Source organism: Pseudomonas poae (assembly GCA_028869255.1).
Classification (GTDB): domain Bacteria; phylum Pseudomonadota; class Gammaproteobacteria; order Pseudomonadales; family Pseudomonadaceae; genus Aquipseudomonas; species Aquipseudomonas poae_C.
In genome coordinates this window covers 6,068,288-6,087,414 of record CP110972.1, presented here as the reverse complement: position 1 = coordinate 6,087,414, position 19,127 = coordinate 6,068,288, and the positions used below count along the sequence as shown (strand labels likewise).

Here is a 19,127-nt window from a genome sequence, read left to right as displayed (position 1 = left end):
CATTGGCAACAGCTTACAAATTAGTAGACATTTAACGCCAAGACCCCAGGAGAAATGCCCATGAGCAAAAAAATTGCAGTGATCCTTTCAGGCTGTGGCGTGTACGACGGCGCAGAGATCCACGAAAGCGTGATCACGCTGCTGCGCCTGGATCAGCGCGGCGCTCAGGTCCAATGTTTTGCCCCCGATATTGCGCAATTGCATGTGATCAACCACCTCACCGGGGAAGAAATGCCCGAGTCGCGCAACGTGCTGGTGGAATCGGCGCGCATTGCCCGGGGTGAAGTGAAGAACATTCAGGAAGCCAACGCCGACGAGTTCGATGCGCTGATCGTGCCCGGCGGGTTTGGCGCGGCGAAAAACCTGTCGAACTTTGCCGTGGAGGGCGCGGGCTGCAGCGTCAACCCGCAGGTGCTGGCGCTGGCTGAAGCCTTTGCCGAAGCGGGCAAGCCGGTGGGGCTGATCTGCATCTCGCCGGCGCTGGCCGCGAAGATCTACGGCCCGGGCGTGACCTGCACCATCGGTAACGACGCCGACACCGCCGCCGCCCTCGACAAAATGGGCGCCACCCATCACGAGTGCACAGTGGAAGAAATCGTCGAAGACAAGGCACGCAAACTGGTGAGCACCCCGGCTTACATGCTGGGAAAGAACATCAGCGAGGTCGCGACAGGCATCAACAAGCTGGTGGACCGGGTGCTGGAGCTGACCCACGAGAATGACTGACGCTGATAAATGAGCGGTTGTGGTGTTGTGGCGAGCGGGCTTGTTGTGGCGAGCGGGCTTGCCCGCGTTGGGTGGCGAAGCCGCCCTAATTCAGACGACAAGATGGTTCAGTCAAAACACGGTTGCAGGTTTTGGGGCTGCTACGCAGCCCAACGCGGGCAAGCCCGCTCGCCACAACAAGCCCGCTCGCCACAAGGTCAGGTTTGGCGCATTAACCGGGTCAGTATCCTGTCGAGGGAGTTGGCAAACGCTTGCTTGTCCTTTTCCCCATGGGGCGGTGGCCCGCCACCCATCTGGCCTTGCTCGCGCAGGTCGGTAAACAGGTTGCGCACCGCCAGCCGCTCGCTCATGTTCGCCGGGCTGAATTCCTTGCCCCGAGGGTCGAGGGCCGTCACGCCCTTTTTCACCAGGCGGTCGGCCAGGGGCACGTCGCTGCAGATCACCAGCTCGCCGGGCACGGCGTGCTCCACCAGGTAGTCATCCGCCGCGTCCGGGCCGCTGGGCACTACGATCAGTTTGACGCACGAGAAGCTCGGCTTGATCTGACTCTGCCCGGCCACCAGCACTACCTCGAACTGGCGCTTGAGGGCGAACTTGACCACCTGGTCCTTGGCTGCCCGCGGGCAGGCGTCGGCATCGATCCAAACGCGCATGCCTATGCCGCCACTCGGCGTTTTTCGGCCAGGCGGCTGCGGCCGTAGAGCACCACAATCGCCAGGATCGCCACGGCTTGCGCGCTCAACGAGTAGGCATCGGCGTGAATGCCCAGCCAGTCGAAGTCAAAAAACGCCACTGGCCGCGTGCCGAAGATGCCGGCTTCCTGCAACGCTTTCACGCCATGCCCGGCGAACACCACCGACAGCGCGCACAGCAACGCCGCGTTGATCCCGAAGAACAGCGCCAGCGGCAGCCTGGCCGAGCCGCGCAGGATCACCCAGGCCAGGCCCACCAGCAGCACCAGCGCCGTGGCGCCACCGGCCAGCACCGCGTTGTGCCCGGCCGGGCCGGCTTGCAGCCACAGGGTTTCGTAGAACAGGATCACTTCGAACAACTCGCGGTACACCGAGAAAAACGCCAGCATCGCAAAACCAAAGCGCCCACCGCCGCCCACCAGGCTGCTCTTGATGTAGTCCTGCCAGGCCGCCGCGTGGCGGCGGTCATGCATCCACACGCCCAGCCACAGCACCATCACACTGGCGAACAGCGCCGTGCAGCCTTCCAGCAGTTCACGCTGGGCACCGCTCACGTCAATCACATACGCGGCCAACGCCCAGGTCGCCAACCCCGCCAACAACGCCAGGCCCCAACCCACGTTGACGCTGCGCACCGCCGACTGCTGGCCGGTGTTACGCAGGAACGCCAGGATGGCCGCCAGCACCAGGATTGCTTCCAGACCTTCACGCAGCAGAATCAACAGGCCGGAGATGTAACTCAACGACCAGCTCAAGCCATCGCTGCCCAGCAAGCCGGCGGATTCGCTGAGCTTGCCCTTGGCCACGTCCAGGCGCTGCTGCACCTGCTCGATCGGCAGGCCATCCTGCAACGACTGACGGTAAGCCATCAGGGCTTTCTCGGTGTCCTTGCGCACGTTGGCATCGACGTTATCCAGCGAGCTTTCCACCAGCTCGAAGCCTTCCAGGTAAGCGGCCACCGACAGGTCGTAGGCTTGTTCGTGGTCACCGTTGCGAAATGCGGCGAGGCTCTTGTCCAGCGTGGTCGCGGTGTAGTCCAGCAACTGCGCCGGGCCGCGCTTGACCTGCGGCGGTTGCGCACGCTGAGCGCGGAAGGTCGCCGCTGCGGCAGGGCCACTTGCGGCGAGCACCTCATTGGGGGTCTGGCGGGCCAGGTCGGCGAGGTTAAAGGGCTGTTCACTCTTCGCCGCGGCCGGGTCGGCGGTGAAGCCGGCGATGTAGGTGGCCAGGTCCCAGCGCTGGCGGTCATCCAGTTGGTCGGCGAAGGACGGCATATCAGTGCCTTCGACGCCCAGGCCGAGGGTGTTGTAGATCGCATAGAGGCTCAGGCGATCCAGGCGCGCCGCATCCCGCAGGTTGGCCGGTGGCGGGGTCATGCCCACGCCCGCCGGGCCATCACCGGCGCCGGCAGTGCCGTGGCACACCGAACAGTGCTGGGCATACAGCGGTGCGCCACGGCTGGGATCAGGGGTAATCGCCGGGGCCTGGCTCACTTCATACGCCACGGCCAGCTTGGCGCCCAACTGACGGGCCTGGCGGGCGACGGTCGCGCCGTCCTGACGCGCCGATACAGCCGCTGACAATTGCGCGATGCCCCTGATCAACTCAGCGCGCTCCGGCCTTGGCGGCAGTTCTGCGACCAAGCCCTGCAGCACGCCGAGAAACTCCAGCTGTTCGCGGTATTCGGATTCATCGATGACCTTGCCCGCCTCCACCGCCTGCGGGTAGTCAGCGCCGATGTAGTCCAGCAAATGCAGGGCTTGGGGGCGCCCTCGGCAGTTGCGGCCAACAGGTTGAAGCTGCACGACATCAGCGCCGGCAGCAGCAGCCAGGCGAGAAAACGAAAGGGGGCAGTCATGAATGAATCTCAAAGGGAAATACGAAGTAACACATTGTTAAGGCTTAAAGGGTTTGACTCAAGGCGTAAGTGATTTGGTGTTTGGGCGAGCGGTGCATTTTTAGGAGCAGATGGTGGCGTTTCTGTCGACTGTTTCACATCAAAAAGCCATTGTTTAGCCAGCAATGGCGCTTATAATGCCGCGCCCTGTTAGTGCGAAAGGGAATTTCGTTCCTCGTTTTTATGAGGAATTACCACAATACTTTCAGGGAAGAAGTTGCATGGCATTTCGCGCCTTACCTCCGCTCGCGCTCGTGGCGGTGACCTTGCTGTCCGGTTGTTCGATGTTCCGCAGCTACGACACCGAGCTGCAAGCCACTAACCAGCAATTGACCTCCGGCAATGTCGACGGAGCACTGACGCTGTTGGAAAAGAACAACACCGGCGACGACAAGGACCTGCTCTATTTCTTCGAAAAGGGCGAGTTGCTGCGGGCCAAGGGTGACCTCACCGGCAGCCAGACCGCCTGGCGCAGCGCCGACCTGCAAGTCTACAAGTGGGAAGAGTCGGTCAAGTTCGACAGCGAAAAGTACCTCTCCCAGTTCGGCAGTTTCCTGGTCAACGACAAGGTGCGCCGCTACGAAGGCTATGACTACGAAAAGGTCATGCTGACCACGCAGATGGCCCTGAACCTGCTGGCCCTGAATGATTTCGACGGCGCCCGCACTGAAATCAAGAAGACCCACGAGCGCGAAGCGGTGATCGCCGACCTGCGCGACAAGGAATACCTCAAGCGCGAGAACGAAGCCCAGCGCGAAGGCGTGACCACCCAGATGAAAGACCTCAGCGGCTACCCGGTGGAAGCCCTGAACGCGCCGGAAGTGGTCGGCCTGAAAAACAGCTACCAGAGCGCGTTCAGCCATTACCTGGCCGGCTTCGTCTACGAAGCCCTGGGTGAAAAAGACCTGGCCGCTCCCGGCTACCGCAAGGCTGCCGAGTTGCGCCCCAACACCCCGCTGCTGGAGCAGGCCCTGAAGGACCTGGACAAATCCAAGGTTGGCGCGGATGAAACCGACGTGCTGATCGTGGTCCAGAGTGGCCTGGCACCGGCCCGCGACTCGATTCGCCTGCCACTGCCGATCCCGATCAATGGCAACCTGGTGATCACTCCACTGTCGTTCCCGGTGATCAAAGCCGACACCTCCACCGCGACCTTCGCCCAGATCGGCGTGGACGGCCAGCAACAGAACCTCACCGCACTCAACAGCACCACGGCCATGTCGCGCCGCGCCCTGCGCGATGACATGCCAGGCATCATCCTGCGCACCACCGTGCGTGCGGTCAGCCGTGGCGTGGCGCAAAACAACCTGAACAAGACCAACCCCATGGCTGGCCTGGTGCTGGGTATCGCCTCGGCCGTGACCGAAGGCGCCGACACCCGCACCTGGCGCACCCTGCCGGACATGACCCAAGTGACCCGCCTGCGCCTCAAGCACGGCGAACACCAGGTCAGCCTGCCCAACGCCCTGGGCGGCACGCTGGTGACGGTCAAGGCCGATCAGCGCTACCAAGGTGATTACCTTGCGCGTGGTCGGTAACCAGGTGTTCGCCGGCGGCCTCGCGGCCCATGTGGTGCCGAGCCCCGCCACCCAAGCCATCGCCCTCAAACAACCTTAAGGAGCACGCTATGCGTCATTTAATCCTCGGCGCCCTGGCGCTGGTCCTGCTCGCCGGCTGCGCCACCCCGCCGCCGCCGGAACCCGGCAGCGCCGCGAGCAAAATCGTGGTCATGGGCAAGTTCAAGGGCATCGCCGTCGGCGCCATTCGCGTGGCCCGCGAGAACGGCTTCCTCACCGCCAAGGTGCAGTTGAGCAACATCACCAGCAGCAACCAGATGATGTATTACCGCTTCGCCTGGCTGGGCGCCGACGGTTTCCCGGTGGGCGATGAAGAAACCTGGAAAGTGCTGAACCTGTACGGCAACCAGGCGACCTTCCTGCCGGCCATCGCCAATTTGCCCCAGGCCGCAGACTTCCGCCTTGAAGTTAAAACCCCTTAATTCTGTTGCAGAGAGACATCATCATGTTTGCACGCTTCTCGATTCTCGCCGTGGTTGCCCTTCTGGCCAGCGGTTGCGCCAACACCTCGCCGGTACTGGGCGGTAAAAACATCAGCTACGGCGACACCAAGGCCGTGGAGCTGGTAACCAACGAGTTCGGCTCCACCGACCTGCAGATGATCGCCGAATCCATGACCCGCTCCCTGGCCCAGTCCGGCATCCTGCAAGGCCGCCCGGTGGTGCAGGTGTACGACGTGAAGAACAAGACCAGCGAGTACATCGATACCCGCGAGATCACCACCTCGATCAAGACCCAGCTGATGAAGACCGGCACCGCCCGCTTCGCCAGCGACAACACCGACATGCAGAGCCAGGTCGACCAGCTCAAGCTGCAGAACCAGAGCGGCCTGTACAAGAAGTCCACCGTGAGCAAGACCGGCAACATGGTCGCCGCCAAGTACCGCCTGGAAGGCTCCATCAGCTCCATCGTCAAACGCAGCTCGGACTACAAGGACGTGTTCTACAAGTTCAGCCTGCAGCTGATCGACGTCGAGAGCGGCCTGGCCGAATGGATGGACGAAAAAGAAATCCGCAAGACCACGGAGCGCTAAGCAATGCGTGCATGGATCGGCATGATCGGCCTGCTGTGCGCCTTTGGCGCCTCGGCCGCCCCGAAGATCGCGGTGACCGACCTGGCCTATGAGGCGCGGGTCGAGGAGTACATCCACCAGGTCTCGGCCAGCAACAATTTCCAAGCCAGCGCTTACCACGTCAGCGGCGCGTCGAACTACAGCGAGTACGAAAGCCGTACCAGCTACATCGAGCAGACCGAACTGCGCAAATTCAGCGGTGATATCAAGGGCGAGATCCTCAAGTCCCGCCAGTTCCAGCTGGTGCAGGGCACGCCCTACACCGCCGATGCCAAGGGTGACGTTTATGACGTGATCAAGCGCATCAAGGCCGGCAACTTCAAGGGTGCGGACTACGTGCTGTTCGGCACGCTGTCGGACATCGACTTCACCCAGGACATCAACGCCCTGGACCACACCAACAGCTATTCGGCGGTGCTGGGCCTGACGCTGGTGGCGGATTTCAGCCTGATCAATACCCGCACCTTCGAGATCACCTCGGCGTTTACCGCCATGGGTGAAGGCCAGGACACCAAACTGGTGAACAGCCGCGACGTACGCGTGAGCCTGAACCGTCCCCGCGTCGTGAAGGAAGTGTCGAAAGCACTGGGTGAGGATGTAGCGCGGCAGTTGGCGGAGCAGTTGGGCGGCGGCTATCAAGAGCCTGGCCAGCCTGCGTTGCGCAACAACCTGCCGAGGGATGAGGCGCCAAAGATCCTGCGCTGAAACGCGAAGGTTCGGCTGGCACAAATCAATGTGGGAGCTGGCTTGCCTGCGATGCGAGCACCGCGGTGTAACTGATACACCGCGGTGATGCTATCGCAGGCAAGCCAGCTCCCACATTTTTTCGGGTCCGTTTCTTCAGTTACGCCGTGGCGCGATGCAAACTGGCCAGGAAACCCGCCGCGCCCACAAACAACCCGGCAAACGTACGGTTCATGCGTTTCTGCTGCTTGGGCGTGCGCAACAGGCGCAACACCTTCGACGCCAGCCCCGTATACCCCGCCATCACGATCATATCGACGCTGATCATCGTCGCGCCCAGTATCAGGTACTGGATCAGCAACGGCGCCTGCGGGTTCACGAACTGCGGCAGCACCGCCAGCATGAACACCAAAGCCTTGGGATTGCTGGCGTTGACCAGGAAACCTCGGAACATCATCGCCATCGGTTTGCCGATCGGACGGATCGCCGCGTCGTCGCTCATGTCCATCGGCAAGGCACGCCATTGCTTGATCGCCAAGTACACCAGGTACGCCACGCCAAACCATTTGATCGCATAGAAGGCGGTGGAGGATGCCGCCAGAATGGCACCCAGCCCGCCCGCCACCACGGCAATCTGCATCGCCAGGCCCAGTTGCAGGCCGATGGCGTTCCAGTAGCCGCGCAGGAAACCGTATTGCAGGCCGCTGGACATCGAAGCGATGGCGCCGGCGCCAGGGGAAAGGGAGATGATCCAACTGGCCACGAAAAAGGCCAGCCATGTATCGAGTGCCATTACACACCTCAGGTTTGCGGTTGTGCCGTTAAGCTAACTCCGCCGACCAAAGGCTGGCTATAGATTTTTTCAGCGGTCGCCCGGAAACACGTGGGTCCCTGGCCAACGCCGCACCGAGCGCTGGAAGAACAAGCTGTTCGGCACTTGCACCATCGCGCTGTCGGTTCCGGCCTCTGCCACCTCGACCAGCGTGGTATAGAGCAGATTGATCGCCACGACGCGGCCTTTCACGCCCGGCTTGTCGACGGTGTCCACCAGCTCAACGATGTCTCCAAGGCGGAACGGCCCTACGGTAAAGATCAAGATGGCGCACAGCAGGTTGGACAACACCGACCACATGGCGAAGAACGCCACGGCAGCCACTGCAACAAACCCCGACAGCGCCGTCCACAGCACCGTGGCGGACACACCCAGGCGGCCCAGCACGAAAATCAGCGCACTGCCCATGATCAGCCAACGCAGGCCGCCACGCAGCGGCATCAGCAGTTGTGGCGGGAACGGGTAGCGCTCACCCAGGCGGGTCAGGCCCTTGGCGACGAACCGCTGCGCCAGGTAACCCGCCAGCAGGATCAACAGGATTTGCACGCCGACCCACACGGGTTCGACCCATTGCGTCGGTATCGGCAGCTGCAAGGCTTCCATCAGGACAGCGCCTCCAGCTCCGCTTGCAGGCTTTCGAGCAGTTCGAGGGCCTCCATCCAGGTTTCCTCCAATTGCCCTTCACGCACCTTGAGCTTGGCTTGTTCAGCCAGCAGGTCGCGCAACTCGTCCTTACGCGCCGCCTCGTACACGGCGCTGTCGCCCAGGCTGGCTTCGATCTTGGCCAGGCGCTCGTGCACCTTGCCCAACTCGGCTTCCAGCTTGTCGGCTTCACGCTTGTGCGGCGCCAACTGCTGGCGCAGTGCAGCGGCGGCCTGACGCTGGGCTTTTTTGTCGGTCTTGTCCGGGTTGACCGGGCTGTTGCTGACCGGCGCGTTGCGCAGGCGGTAATCGGTCAGCCAGCGGGCGTAGTCGTCCAGGTCGCCGTCGAACTCTTCGACTTTGCCGTCAGCCACCAGCAGGAAGTTGTCAGTGGTGCTCTTGAGCAAGTGGCGATCGTGAGACACCACCAGGACCGCACCGCTGAATTCTTGCAGGGCCATGGTCAGCGCCAGGCGCATCTCGAGGTCCAGGTGGTTGGTCGGTTCGTCGAGCAGCAGCAGGTTCGGGCGGTCCCAGGCGATCAGGGCCAGGGCCAGGCGGGCTTTTTCGCCACCGGAAAAATTCAGCACGGGCTCATCGATGCGCGCACCACGGAAGTCGAAACCACCGAGGAAGTCGCGCAGGGTCTGCTCGCGCTCGGTCGGCGCCAGGCGCTGCAAATGCAGCAACGGGCTGGCCTTGGAGTCGAGGGAGTCCAGCTGGTGCTGGGCGAAGTAGCCCACCACCAGGTTCTCGCCACGGGTCAGGCGGCCGGCCAGGGGTTGCAGTTCACCCGACAGGTTCTTGATCAGCGTCGACTTGCCCGCGCCGTTAGGGCCGAGCAAACCGATGCGCGCACCCGGCGTGAGCTGCAGCTTGACCTTCTCCAGGATGGTTTTGTCGCCATAACCCAGGCGCGCATCCGAAAGGTCGAGCAACGGGCTGGAGATTTTCACCGACTCGCGGAACACAAAGTCGAACGGTGAATCGACATGGGCCGCCGACAGCTCTTCCATGCGCTCCAGGGCCTTGATCCGGCTCTGGGCCTGACGGGCCTTGGTGGCCTGGGCCTTGAACCGGGCGATGTAGCTTTCCATGTGCGCACGTTGCGCCTGCTGCTTCTCAAACGCCTGCTGCTGCTGGGCCAGACGCTCGGCACGCGCCCGTTCGAACGCGGTGTAGCCACCACGGTAGAGGGTGATTTTCTTCTGTTCGACGTGAGCGATGTTGTCGACCACGGCGTCGAGGAAATCCCGGTCGTGGGAAATCAGTAGCAAGGTGCCCGGGTAGCTCTTGAGGAAATCCTCCAGCCACAGGATCGCATCGAGGTCCAAGTGGTTGGTCGGTTCGTCGAGCAGCAACAGGTCCGAGGGGCACATCAGCGCCTGGGCCAGGTTCAGGCGCATGCGCCAGCCACCGGAGAAGTCGGCGACCGGGCGGTCCATCTGCTCGTTGGTAAACCCGAGGCCGGCGAGCATCTTGCGAGCGCGGGCGTCGGCGGTGTAACCGTCGGCACTGTCGAGTTCCGAGTGCAAGCGGGCCTGCGCGGCGCCGTCCTGGGCGTTCTCGGCCTCGGCCAGGTCGTGTTGCACCTGGCGCAGGCGCAGGTCGCCATCGAGCACGTAGTCGATCGCGATGCGGTCCAGGGTGTCGATCTCCTGGCGCATATGGGCGATGCGCCAATCGGCCGGCAGCAAGCAGTCCCCGGAATCCGGGGTCAGCTCACCCAGCAACAGGGCGAACAACGTGGATTTTCCGGCGCCGTTGGCACCGATCAGGCCGGCTTTGTGACCGGCGTGCAGGGTCAGCTCGGCGTCTTCAAGAAGACGTTGCGGGCCACGCTGTAATGTTAGGCTTTGAAGTCGGATCATAATGGCGGCGGAGTCTACCAGCTTCGTTGCCCGCTGGCTTGGGTGTGAATATGTGCGCTGACCTGTGGAGCTTTGCCCTCTCGACTTACGCCCGCTCGGGGTGCAAAGCCGCTTGCCTGCGCTTGCAGGAACAAGGCGCAGATGTGTGCCTGTTGCTCTGCGGCGCCTGGCTGGAACAGCGCGGTGTGGCGCCGACCCCTGAACGCATACAGGCGCTGAAACAACTTGCCGGCCCCTGGCAGACGCAAGTCGTCGACCCATTGCGACAGGTACGCACGCGATGGCGGGCCATGGCGCAGCAGGATGCGTCATTGGCGGCGTTGCGCGAACGGGTCAAGGCCCTGGAGCTGGAAGCAGAACGAGAATTACTGGCGCGCCTGGAAGCACTGGCGCAGGCATGGCCTACAGGTGAGGTGGCGAATCAACCGGCGTGGCTGGAAGGACTGGCGGCTGAGGATGCCGCCAACCTTGACCACGACGCGCTGCAACAGCTGCGCGTCGTGGCCACCGGCACTTAGGAAGCGCTGGTTGGCGTGGTGCTTGGCGCTACCGGTGCAGGCGTGCTGCTGGCCGGTGCGGTTGGAGCGGTGGACGCTGCCGGGGTAGCAGCCGGGGCGGCTGGCTTGGCCGGGGCTGGTTTTGCAGCGGCTGGCTTGGCCGCTGGCTTAACGGCCGGCTTGGCAGCGGGTTTAACGGCCGGCTTTGCAGCAGCTGGTTTGGCGGCTGGTTTTGCAGCAGCGGCTTTAGCAACTGGCTTGGCGGCTGGTTTTGCAGCAGCGGTTTTAGCAGTTGGCTTGGCGGCTGGTTTTGCAGCAGCCGTTTTAGCAACTGGCTTCGCGGCTGGTTTTGCAGCAGCCGTTTTAGCAACTGGCTTCGCGGCTGGTTTTGCAGCAGCCGTTTTAGCAGCTGGCTTCGCGGCTGGTTTTGCAGCAGCGGTTTTAGCAACTGGCTTGGCGGCTGGTTTTGCAGCAGCGGTTTTAGCAGCTGGCTTGGCGGCTGGTTTTGCAGCAGCGGTTTTGGCAGCTGGCTTGGCGGCTGGTTTTGCAGCAGCGGTTTTGGCAGCTGGCTTGGCGGCTGGTTTTGCAGCAGCCGTTTTAGCAGCTGGCTTGGCGGCCGGTTTTGCAGCAGCGGTTTTAGCGGCTGGTTTCGCAGCAGCGGTTTTAGCAGCTGGCTTGGCGGCCGGTTTCGCAGCAGCAGCTTTAGCGGCCGGCTTTTTCGCCGCGCTCGCTGCAACGGCTTTTGCAGGCGTACGAGCGCCCAACACCTTAGCTACGGCTTCCTTCACACGACCAACGCCCTGGGCCAGTTTCAGGCTTTCTTGAGCATCTTTTTTGAGTTGGGAAATGTAGGTGCGGGTTTCAGCCTGGCGATCCTTGAGGGCGTCCAGCAGGTCCTCAAGTTCTTTAACGGCGTCTTTGGCTTTGGCTTGTGCCTTGGCCTTGCCGGCGGTGGCGGCGTCTTGCAGTTTGGTGCGGGATTTGTGCAGCTTTTCTTGCGCTTTACCGCGTTGTTTTTCCAGCTTGGCGAGCAGTTTTTCTGCATCGGCCAACGCTTGGGAACATGCGCTTTCCAGATGTTCGAGCAAGCTGCCCGAAAGTTGTTGGAGTAAATGCAACGGGGTATTAACAGGCTTCTGTTTGGCCGACATGGTTTACCTCCTGGCTGACGTGGGTGCGGCTCATACTAGCCCTCTGCTCTTACCGCCGCTAGGGCATGTTGACAGTATCGTTTGCCTCGCGTTGCACCGTACGAAAATTCTTATCGATATAACGAAAATACGCGGCACTTTTTACGCCGTCACACTGGCATAATCCGTCGCACTTTCGGCGGGAGGATGCCCATGTCGCGTTACCTTTTTCTTGTGCTTGGCCTGGCGATTTCAGTGGCCAATGCGAGCGAGCAATCGCCGTCCAAAACCACTGATCAGGACCCGCACGACCTCGCCTACAGCTTGGGTGCGAGCCTTGGTGAGCGCCTGCGCCAGGAGGTTCCCGACCTGCAGATCCAGGCCCTGATCGATGGCCTAAAGCAAGCCTATCAAGGCAAACCGCTGGCGCTGGATAACGCACGCATCGAACAAATTCTGGCGCAGCACGAAGCGCAGAGCGAAGCCGATGCGCGGGCACCACACAGCGAAAAAGCACTCGCGGCAGAACAGCAATTTCTGAGCAGGGAAAAAGCCGCAAAAGGTGTGCGCGAACTGGCGGACGGAATCCTGCTCACGGAACTCACGCCGGGCACCGGCAACAAACCGACGGCCAGTGACCAGGTTCAGGTGAAATACGTGGGGCGCCTACCCGACGGCACTGTGTTCGATCAGAGCACGCAGCCCCAATGGTTTCGGCTGGACAGTGTGATCAGCGGCTGGCGCAGTGCGTTGCAGCAGATGCCGGTGGGCGCAAAATGGCGCCTGGTGATTCCATCGGCCCAAGCCTATGGCGCCGACGGTGCCGGTGAGTTGATCCCGCCCTATACGCCGCTGGTTTTCGAGATCGAATTGCTCGGCACCCGCCACTGAGCCAATAAAAAACGGTGCGTCATGCGCACCGTTTTTTGTAGGGCTTTCGCGAGATCAAGCCTGGGTCGCAGGCTCTTCCTTGTGAGCGTTGTGCAGCACTTCGATCAAGCAGTCTTCCAGCTCGAAACGCTCGTGCAGCAATGCGCCCAACTCTTTGAATTTTTCAGCAACACAGTTTCCGGCATCACACAGGTCGGTGAAAGCGAGCAGCTTTTCAGTGATCACATCGATACGCGGATAAAGGGTCTCGGCCAAGTCCAGACCACGCTGATCATCGAAGGCTTCCGCCTCCTTGGTCAGTTGCTCGTAGACACCGAAATGGCCGGCCGACACGTAGTCCACCAACACTTCGCAGAATTCTTGCAACGGTTTGCGATTCTCAGCCAGTGCCTCAGGCTTGGCGCCGAGAGCATCAAAGGCCCGAACCAGTTCGTGACGTGCCTTCAACCAGCTGTCGATCAGCTTGTGCACCCCACCCCAGCGTTCCTGAGCATTCTGACAACTTTCCAGCATGATGATCTCTCTTCCCTATAGGGGCGCTGCCGCCTCGTGCCCGCACAACACTTCAAGGTTAAAGCGGCAGCCGGACAAGGCCGCATCTGACAAACGGTTTTAATAACGCGTGCGGGCCAGATTATGCCCGCATGACTATGGCTTCAAGGTACGCAGGACAGAAAGTTCATACAAGTGTTTAATCCCGTCCTACAAACCGCTCCTGATGTTCAGCGCCTTGCCGGGCGCAAACGCCGGCTCATAAACAGTCGCGAAAACTGCAGGATGCCTAACATCAACATCCCCAGGAAGAACAGCAGGCTCCATTCCGGAAGGCTCAGATCAAAGAGCGTCCAGTTGATTTCCACGCAATCGACAGTGCCTTTGACGGTCGCTTGCAGCGCCTGCCAAAGCGACAGGTTTTGGATCATGTGGTGCAGGCTGGGCAAGCAATCGACCTGGTCCGATGCAACATTTTGCAGCAACACCTGACGTACAGCGGTGATGGCGCCAAGCAGCGCGCAGCCCATGCTTGCCAGCCCGTACAGCACGGAACGCCTGGGGTTATGGAGGGCGGCGAGCAGATTGATCAACATGAAGGCCGCCAGGAAGACCCGTTGCATCTGGCACAGGAAACAAGGCCTTAGCGACGCACCGAACTCCAGGTAAAAAGACGCACCCAACGTCAGCGCACCCGCCAGGAACGCAAGGAAAAACAAGGAACGTGAAGGGGCAAAAGACATGCTTTATCCGCACCGCGAAATATAGATCAATACGGTAGAGGAAAGGACTGACCCCTTTCAATACACGCCACAGCAGACGATTCTGCGAGATCGTAAGGACAAGCCGTCAGAACATGGAAGACTTGGAGCCACCAGACGTAGGAGCACACCTGTAAGCGCTCTGGCCTGGTCATTTGCGAGACGTTGAAGGGTTGGCTCTCAGAAACGTCCGAACCAACCCTACAGTCTTTCCTACGTCAAACCCGCGCAGGAACAGGCAACGGCGACGCCAGCAAGCGGTTATCCAGCAGCCCCAGCCCCTCCTGAAACAACTGGTTGCTGCGCTCGGTGTCCCCCAACTGCGCCAGCAGGCGCGCCAACTCGGCACACGCCTCAGGGTTGCGCTGCACTTGCAGGCTACCCTCCAGGTAATCCCGCGCCTTGCCCCACAAGCTGTTTTGCAGGCACAGGCGACCCAGCGTCAGCAGCAGGCTGGCATCGCCGGGGTGATCCTTGAGCCACCCTTCGGCAAACTTCAATTGCTTGGCCGGGTCACTGCCGCGCAACAGGCCGTAGAGACGGATCAAGTGGCTGTCGTAGCCGCGCTTGATCGCGCCCCGCAACGCTTCTTCAGCCTTGGCATCGGCGCCCAGTTGGCGCAACTGCTCGGCATACGCCAAGACCAATTGCGGCTCCTGGCGCTGCGCGGACGTGAGTTGTTGCCAGGCCCGCTCCAGGGACTGCAAGCCTGCTTCGCCCTGCTCTTCGCGCTGGGCAGCCAGGCTCAGGTTCTCACCCCAGGCGCGCCGCTCAAGCTCGGCCAGTTCGCCAGCAGGCAGCACCTTGTCTTTGCGCAGCTCCGGCAGCAGGCGGATCACTGAAGACCAGTCGCCCCGCTGCTGATGCAGACGCTGCAACTGGCGCAGCACCTGGGCATTGTGAGGATGACGCTCGTGCATCGCCTGCAGGGTGATCAACGCGCCGTCAGTATCGCCACGGTCCAATTGCAGTTGCGCATGGCTTAAGGCAACCGCCAGCTCAGCCTGGGGTTGGCGCTCAAGCGCACGCTCGAGCAGGCCGTCGGACTCTTCATAGCGCCCCTGTTCATTGGCGGCACGCGCCGCGCCGAGGTAGTACAGCAATGGCTGGCGCTCGGCTTCGGCGGCACGGTGCAGGTGACGTTCGGCGCTGGCCCAACGGCCCTCGGCGAGATCCATCTGGCCCTGCTCGATGGCGATCTGCACCCGGCGGCTGCGGTTACGGCGCGACCACGGGTTGACCACGCCACCGGAGGTGGAGACCAGCCCCAGCAGCACGCGGATCAAGTAGATCGCCAGGGCGATGGCGGCAATCGCCACCACGGTCGCCCACAGGCTCGACTCGTAATGCAGCACATGCGGGTAGGTAATCAGCACATAGCCGGTGTGTTTCGAAATGCCTACGGCCAGTGCCAAGGCGATCGCAATTGCCAGCACCAGGATCACATAGAAACGCTTCATCGGCTCTACTCCTGCTTCGCCGGGGTAGCCGCTGGCGTACCCGCCGCCGCCTTGGCTTCGTCGGCAGACAAGTGACGACGTTCAAGGTACGCCTGCACGGCTGCCAGGCTCGCCGCCAGGTCCGGTGTCACCACCGAGACGGCCTTGGGCTCAAGCTCGGCGATACGCGCCAGCATCGCCTTGCTTTGCGGGTTGTCCTGGTTGAAGTTGTCCTGCAGCACGCTACGCGCCTCACCCAGAGAGCGGCTGTACACCGCCGTTTCACCATTGAGCGCTGCCCATTGCGCCTGCTCCAGGGCCAGGCTCAGGGCCAGGCGCACCTGGTTCAGGCCTTGGCCGGCCAGCAGCGGACGGATGTTGTCATCCGGGTTGAAGTCGATGCGGAAGTAGCGCGAAATCTGCTCCCACCACTGGCGCCATCGGCTGTCCGTATCGGTGCTTTGACGGCCTTGGGATGCCGGATCGGTGAGTTGATATTCAGGCGCGATGGCCGCCAGTTGCACGACCTGATCACGCAAGGCCGCCAATTGCAGGTACAGCCCGGTGCGGTCCGGCTGTTCGGTGCTGCGCAGCGCGGCCAGGCTCTTGGCGAGTTGCTCACGGGCGGCGTAGGAACCCGGGTCGCTCTGCTCGCGCAGAATCTCGTCGGCCCCTGGACCAGCGCCTGGGCGCTGTTGATATCTTGCAGGGCAGACAGTCGCAGGCTCGCCAGACGAATCAGATGCTCGGCCTCGGCCAAACGCCAATCCTGACGGCTGGCCCCCAGCACGGTTTCCAGGCGCTGGCTCAAGCGCTGTTGATCACCCTGCAATTGGGCCACCAGACGGCGGCGCTCCTCAAGCTCGTCCGCGCCCGGCAACTGGGCCAGGCGCGCCGCCAATTGCTGCTGGCTTTGCTTGAGGGTCTGGGACTGGTCATCGAGGGTCTGCACCTGGCCCAGCTGTTGCTGGCTGCTGGCTTGCAGGGCACGGACCTGCCAGATCCCCCAACCACCAGCGGCAACACCGGCGGCGCCCAGCAGCAGGGCGACGATTGCCAGGCCATTGCCACGGCGCGGCGCAGTGACCGGTGACTCAACCGGCGCATCGAGTGCGGGTTGGGTTTCATCTTTAGGCAAGGCTGTTTCGCTCACGTATCCGTCCTTTGCGTATCAGAGAGTGGGAACGGTATAGCTCCGTATCGCCACTAACAAAGCCGCGGCACTCGCGCCGCGACAATCCACAACTTTTTCTGCACCAGCCGCTCGCGCCATCTCATAGACTCGCGGGCTCGGCACGAACAACGGCAGCCGTGCCAACTGGGGCCAATCGGCGCCGGCCAGGGCTTGCAGATGTAAAAAACCCTGCCCACTGCTGACCACCAGGCCGTTCAGGCGTTCCAACTGGATGCGCTGCATCAGAGCACCGGCGTCGTAGGCCGGAAGGAAACGCCGGTACAACTCCACGTAGTCGACACTAGCAGCTTGCTCGCGCAAACGCTCAGCCAGCAGCTCCCGGCCGCCCTCACCGCGCAGGATCAGCACCCGTGCATCGGGCTGTGCGATAGCCTCGCGCAACGCAGGCAATTGAAGCAAGGCTTCGCTGTCGTCGCCCGTTTGCGGATAGTGGACGTTCAGCCCGTGATCAGCCAGTACCTGAGCCGTGGCCGCGCCGACGCTGAACCAGGGCAACTGCGGCCAGGCTCGAGTCAGCTGTTGTACGGCAAGACGCGCAGCCGGCTTGCTGACCACGATCACCGCGCAATAGCGGCCAATATCGCCGAAGATGGCTTGTTGCTCGGGGGTAACGGGCAGCGGCTCGGTGTCCAGCAACGGCAAGCTGCTGCTGAAAATGCCGGCATCGGACAATACCGCCGCCACGGCCGCCGATTCCTCGGCAGGCCGCGTCAGCAGCACGCGCCAGTCGGTCACTGCGGGCCGGCCTCGCCGTAGACTTTTTGCAGAATGGCGCCAGCGCCCTTGCTTAACAACTCTTCAGCCACCTGAATACCCAGCGCCGTGGCATCGCGCTGCGGGCCACGCACTTCGGCGGTCAGCAGGGTGCCACCCTCCGGGTCGCCCACCAGGCCACGCAGCCACAGGTTTTCACCTTCGAGCACGGCATAGCAGGCGATCGGCACCTGGCAGCCACCATTGAGGTGCTTGTTCAGGGCCCGTTCGGCCGTGACGCGCACTTCGGTGTCGTGGTGGTCCAGGGGTTTGAGCAGCGCGTGGATTTCACTGTCGGCGGTGCGGCATTCAATGCCTACGGCGCCCTGCCCGCCAGCTGGCAGGCTGTCCTCGACACTGATGGCCGAGGTGATGCGGTCTTCGAAGCCCAGCCGGATCAACCCGGCCGCGGCGAGGATGATCGCGTCATATTCACCGGCGTCCAGCTTGGCCAGACGGGTATTGACGTTGCCGCGCAAAAAGCGGATCTGCAGGTCCGGGCGGCGCGTCAACAGCTGTGCCTGGCGACGCAGGCTGGACGTACCGACGATGCTGCCCAAGGGCAACTCATCCAGCGAGGCATAGGTGTTGGACACGAAGGCATCGCGCGGGTCTTCACGCTCGCAGATGCAAAACAGGCCCAGGCCTTCAGGGAAGTCCATGGGCACATCTTTCATTGAATGCACGGCGATATCGGCTTCGTTTTCCAGCAGCGCGGTTTCCAGCTCCTTGACGAACAGGCCCTTACCGCCAATTTTCGAGAGTGGCGAGTCCAGCAGCTTATCGCCGCGACTGACCATGGGCACCAGGGTCACCGTGAGGTCCGGATGGGCCTGCTCAAGGCGGGCTTTGACGTATTCGGCCTGCCACAAGGCCAAGGCGCTTTTACGGGTGGCGATGCGGATTTCGCGAGAGGACATGGATCAATCCGTACTGAATAGATACGGCAGATAATAACAGCTCAAGCAAATACGCTTTGATTTGAATCAGCAAGTGCGGGGCCTCCTGGCCACGTCGCACCGGGATAAGGAACGCAGCCGCGCCACAGCCCTTGAGCTACAGCTGCTGCATCATCTTGCGCACGCCGGCGACATGGCGGCGGCTGACGATCAACGCATCGCCGTTAAGCCCTTTAAGGAACAATTGAAAATGCCCCAGAGGCGTGCGCTGCAGGCGTTCGATACGCTCGCGGGCCACCAGCGCGTTGCGGTGGATACGCACGAAACGGTCGCCGAACTCATCCTCAAGGGCCTTGAGCGGCTCATCGAGCAAGACTTCGCCAGCCTCGTGGCGCAGGGTTACATACTTGTGGTCGGCGATAAAATAGACCACCTCGCCCAAGGGGATCAGTTCGATGCCTTTGCGGGTGCGTGCGCTGATATGGCTGCGTGGCCCGTTACCGCTTTGGGCGGCGGGCTGGGTCAGCGCCGCAAGCTGGACACGGTTAGGGCGCTCGGCCTTTTTAAGCGCTTTAAGCAGCGCCTCGCCCGCCACCGGCTTGGTGAGGAAGCTGACACCGCTGGCGTCGAGCGTGTCTGCGGAAAACTCTTCCTGGGCAGCACACAACACCACGGCCGGCGGCGATTCTCGCTCACTCAGGCGGGCGGCGACTTGCAGGCCATCAAGGCCCGGCATGCGGATATCGAGCAACACCACATCCGGCTTGAGGCTGTCGATCAGCGTCAACGCCTCCTCGCCGGTGGTGGCGCTCGGTTCAAGGACTGTATAACCCTCGAGTTCACTGACCAAACGGCTCAGTCGCTCGCGGGCTTGGGGTTCGTCATCAACGATCAGGACATTCATATTGCGCTGGATTCCTGCGTGAGTCTCGCACAAGGATAGCGTAGACAGGTGCGGTGACTTGCGTCACAGCGATCCACGCTAAGACTAGCGCGAGCGGCAAAAAGTGCCCCGACGGCGGCACCCATATTTACCCGGACTTGTTCAATAGCGCCCAAGACCGGCTGCCTGCGGGC

17 protein-coding genes and 3 pseudogenes are annotated in these 19,127 nt (G+C 62.1%); 7 read left to right on the top strand and 13 right to left on the bottom strand.

Annotated elements, in window-relative coordinates; translation table 11 throughout:
• Positions 1-60 precede the first annotated feature (60 nt).
• On the top strand, positions 61-726 hold the full coding sequence (gene elbB / locus LRS56_27585) for an isoprenoid biosynthesis glyoxalase ElbB (protein ID WDU62454.1): 666 nt from the start codon (positions 61-63) through the stop codon (positions 724-726).
• Positions 727-923: 197 nt separating this feature from the next.
• On the opposite strand, the gene LRS56_27580 is transcribed toward elbB, so the two are convergent.
• On the bottom strand, positions 924-1,379 hold the full coding sequence (locus LRS56_27580) for a YaiI/YqxD family protein (protein WDU62453.1): 456 nt from the start codon (positions 1,377-1,379) through the stop codon (positions 924-926).
• 2 nt (positions 1,380-1,381) lie between these two features.
• Positions 1,382-3,276: pseudogene (locus LRS56_27575) on the bottom strand (FTR1 family protein).
• A gap of 260 nt (positions 3,277-3,536) precedes the next feature.
• Between LRS56_27575 and LRS56_27570 the strand changes: the two are divergent.
• From LRS56_27570 to LRS56_27555, 4 genes and pseudogenes are all read left to right on the top strand, one after another.
• A pseudogene (locus tag LRS56_27570) lies at positions 3,537-4,932 on the top strand (hypothetical protein).
• Positions 4,933-4,942: 10 nt separating this feature from the next.
• A complete protein-coding gene (locus LRS56_27565) occupies positions 4,943-5,314 on the top strand; it encodes a YcfL family protein (protein WDU62452.1) in 372 nt (123 codons plus the stop codon).
• Between the two features lie 23 nt (positions 5,315-5,337).
• Entirely contained in the window at positions 5,338-5,925 is a 588-nt protein-coding gene (gene lpoB / locus LRS56_27560; GenBank protein WDU62451.1) for a penicillin-binding protein activator LpoB, read from the top strand.
• 3 nt (positions 5,926-5,928) lie between these two features.
• Positions 5,929-6,669 carry a penicillin-binding protein activator LpoB gene (locus tag LRS56_27555; protein WDU62450.1) on the top strand — a complete coding sequence of 247 codons (741 nt, stop codon included), beginning with the start codon at positions 5,929-5,931 and terminating at the stop codon, positions 6,667-6,669.
• Between the two features lie 139 nt (positions 6,670-6,808).
• On the opposite strand, the gene LRS56_27550 is transcribed toward LRS56_27555, so the two are convergent.
• The 3 genes from LRS56_27550 to LRS56_27540 form a co-directional block, all read right to left on the bottom strand.
• On the bottom strand, positions 6,809-7,441 hold the full coding sequence (locus LRS56_27550; protein WDU62449.1) for a LysE family transporter: 633 nt from the start codon (positions 7,439-7,441) through the stop codon (positions 6,809-6,811).
• A gap of 69 nt (positions 7,442-7,510) precedes the next feature.
• On the bottom strand, positions 7,511-8,083 hold the full coding sequence (locus LRS56_27545) for a mechanosensitive ion channel family protein (GenBank protein WDU62448.1): 573 nt from the start codon (positions 8,081-8,083) through the stop codon (positions 7,511-7,513).
• Complete coding sequence (locus LRS56_27540) at positions 8,083-9,993, bottom strand: ATP-binding cassette domain-containing protein (GenBank protein WDU62447.1); 1,911 nt, start codon at positions 9,991-9,993, stop codon at positions 8,083-8,085. The genes LRS56_27545 and LRS56_27540 overlap by 1 nt, the downstream gene beginning before the upstream one ends.
• A 50-nt stretch (positions 9,994-10,043) precedes the next feature.
• On the opposite strand from LRS56_27540, the gene LRS56_27535 reads away from it, so the two are divergent.
• The gene (locus LRS56_27535) at positions 10,044-10,511 is read left to right on the top strand and encodes a TIGR02444 family protein (GenBank protein WDU62446.1); all 468 of its coding nucleotides are present in this window, start codon (positions 10,044-10,046) and stop codon (positions 10,509-10,511) included.
• Here the strand turns inward: LRS56_27535 and LRS56_27530 are convergent.
• On the bottom strand, positions 10,508-11,641 hold the full coding sequence (locus LRS56_27530) for an AlgP family protein (protein WDU62445.1): 1,134 nt from the start codon (positions 11,639-11,641) through the stop codon (positions 10,508-10,510). The genes LRS56_27535 and LRS56_27530 overlap by 4 nt on opposite strands.
• Before the next feature lie 192 nt (positions 11,642-11,833).
• Here LRS56_27530 and LRS56_27525 point away from each other — a divergent pair, with 192 nt between their 5' ends.
• A complete protein-coding gene (locus tag LRS56_27525; protein WDU62444.1) occupies positions 11,834-12,511 on the top strand; it encodes an FKBP-type peptidyl-prolyl cis-trans isomerase in 678 nt (225 codons plus the stop codon).
• Positions 12,512-12,565: 54 nt separating this feature from the next.
• Here LRS56_27525 and rsd read toward each other — a convergent pair whose 3' ends face one another.
• From rsd to LRS56_27490, 7 genes and pseudogenes are all read right to left on the bottom strand, one after another.
• Positions 12,566-13,024, bottom strand: coding sequence for a sigma D regulator (gene rsd, locus LRS56_27520; GenBank protein WDU62443.1), 459 nt, complete (start codon positions 13,022-13,024; stop codon positions 12,566-12,568).
• Positions 13,025-13,233: 209 nt separating this feature from the next.
• Positions 13,234-13,746 carry a disulfide bond formation protein B gene (locus tag LRS56_27515; protein WDU62442.1) on the bottom strand — a complete coding sequence of 171 codons (513 nt, stop codon included), beginning with the start codon at positions 13,744-13,746 and terminating at the stop codon, positions 13,234-13,236.
• 236 nt (positions 13,747-13,982) lie between these two features.
• Positions 13,983-15,224 carry a heme biosynthesis protein HemY gene (locus LRS56_27510; GenBank protein WDU62441.1) on the bottom strand — a complete coding sequence of 414 codons (1,242 nt, stop codon included), beginning with the start codon at positions 15,222-15,224 and terminating at the stop codon, positions 13,983-13,985.
• Positions 15,225-15,229: 5 nt separating this feature from the next.
• A pseudogene (locus LRS56_27505) lies at positions 15,230-16,356 on the bottom strand (uroporphyrinogen-III C-methyltransferase).
• Between the two features lie 18 nt (positions 16,357-16,374).
• Entirely contained in the window at positions 16,375-17,133 is a 759-nt protein-coding gene (locus LRS56_27500) for a uroporphyrinogen-III synthase (GenBank protein ID WDU62440.1), read from the bottom strand.
• Entirely contained in the window at positions 17,130-18,071 is a 942-nt protein-coding gene (gene hemC, locus LRS56_27495; protein WDU62439.1) for a hydroxymethylbilane synthase, read from the bottom strand. The genes LRS56_27500 and hemC overlap by 4 nt, the downstream gene beginning before the upstream one ends.
• A gap of 136 nt (positions 18,072-18,207) precedes the next feature.
• Positions 18,208-18,954 (bottom strand): LytTR family DNA-binding domain-containing protein, encoded by a 747-nt coding sequence (locus LRS56_27490; protein ID WDU62438.1) that lies wholly within the window; start codon positions 18,952-18,954, stop codon positions 18,208-18,210.
• Between the last annotated feature and the right edge of the window lie 173 nt (positions 18,955-19,127).

Coding starts and splice junctions, on each gene's coding strand:
- elbB (WDU62454.1), top strand. CDS start 61: ATGAGCAAAAAAATTGCAGTGATCCTTTCAGGCTGTGGCGTGTACGAC.
- LRS56_27580 (WDU62453.1), bottom strand. CDS start 1,379: ATGCGCGTTTGGATCGATGCCGACGCCTGCCCGCGGGCAGCCAAGGAC.
- LRS56_27565 (WDU62452.1), top strand. CDS start 4,943: ATGCGTCATTTAATCCTCGGCGCCCTGGCGCTGGTCCTGCTCGCCGGC.
- lpoB (WDU62451.1), top strand. CDS start 5,338: ATGTTTGCACGCTTCTCGATTCTCGCCGTGGTTGCCCTTCTGGCCAGC.
- LRS56_27555 (WDU62450.1), top strand. CDS start 5,929: ATGCGTGCATGGATCGGCATGATCGGCCTGCTGTGCGCCTTTGGCGCC.
- LRS56_27550 (WDU62449.1), bottom strand. CDS start 7,441: ATGGCACTCGATACATGGCTGGCCTTTTTCGTGGCCAGTTGGATCATC.
- LRS56_27545 (WDU62448.1), bottom strand. CDS start 8,083: ATGGAAGCCTTGCAGCTGCCGATACCGACGCAATGGGTCGAACCCGTG.
- LRS56_27540 (WDU62447.1), bottom strand. CDS start 9,993: ATGATCCGACTTCAAAGCCTAACATTACAGCGTGGCCCGCAACGTCTT.
- LRS56_27535 (WDU62446.1), top strand. CDS start 10,044: ATGTGCGCTGACCTGTGGAGCTTTGCCCTCTCGACTTACGCCCGCTCG.
- LRS56_27530 (WDU62445.1), bottom strand. CDS start 11,641: ATGTCGGCCAAACAGAAGCCTGTTAATACCCCGTTGCATTTACTCCAA.
- LRS56_27525 (WDU62444.1), top strand. CDS start 11,834: ATGTCGCGTTACCTTTTTCTTGTGCTTGGCCTGGCGATTTCAGTGGCC.
- rsd (WDU62443.1), bottom strand. CDS start 13,024: ATGCTGGAAAGTTGTCAGAATGCTCAGGAACGCTGGGGTGGGGTGCAC.
- LRS56_27515 (WDU62442.1), bottom strand. CDS start 13,746: ATGTCTTTTGCCCCTTCACGTTCCTTGTTTTTCCTTGCGTTCCTGGCG.
- LRS56_27510 (WDU62441.1), bottom strand. CDS start 15,224: ATGAAGCGTTTCTATGTGATCCTGGTGCTGGCAATTGCGATCGCCTTG.
- hemC (WDU62439.1), bottom strand. CDS start 18,071: ATGTCCTCTCGCGAAATCCGCATCGCCACCCGTAAAAGCGCCTTGGCC.
- LRS56_27490 (WDU62438.1), bottom strand. CDS start 18,954: ATGAATGTCCTGATCGTTGATGACGAACCCCAAGCCCGCGAGCGACTG.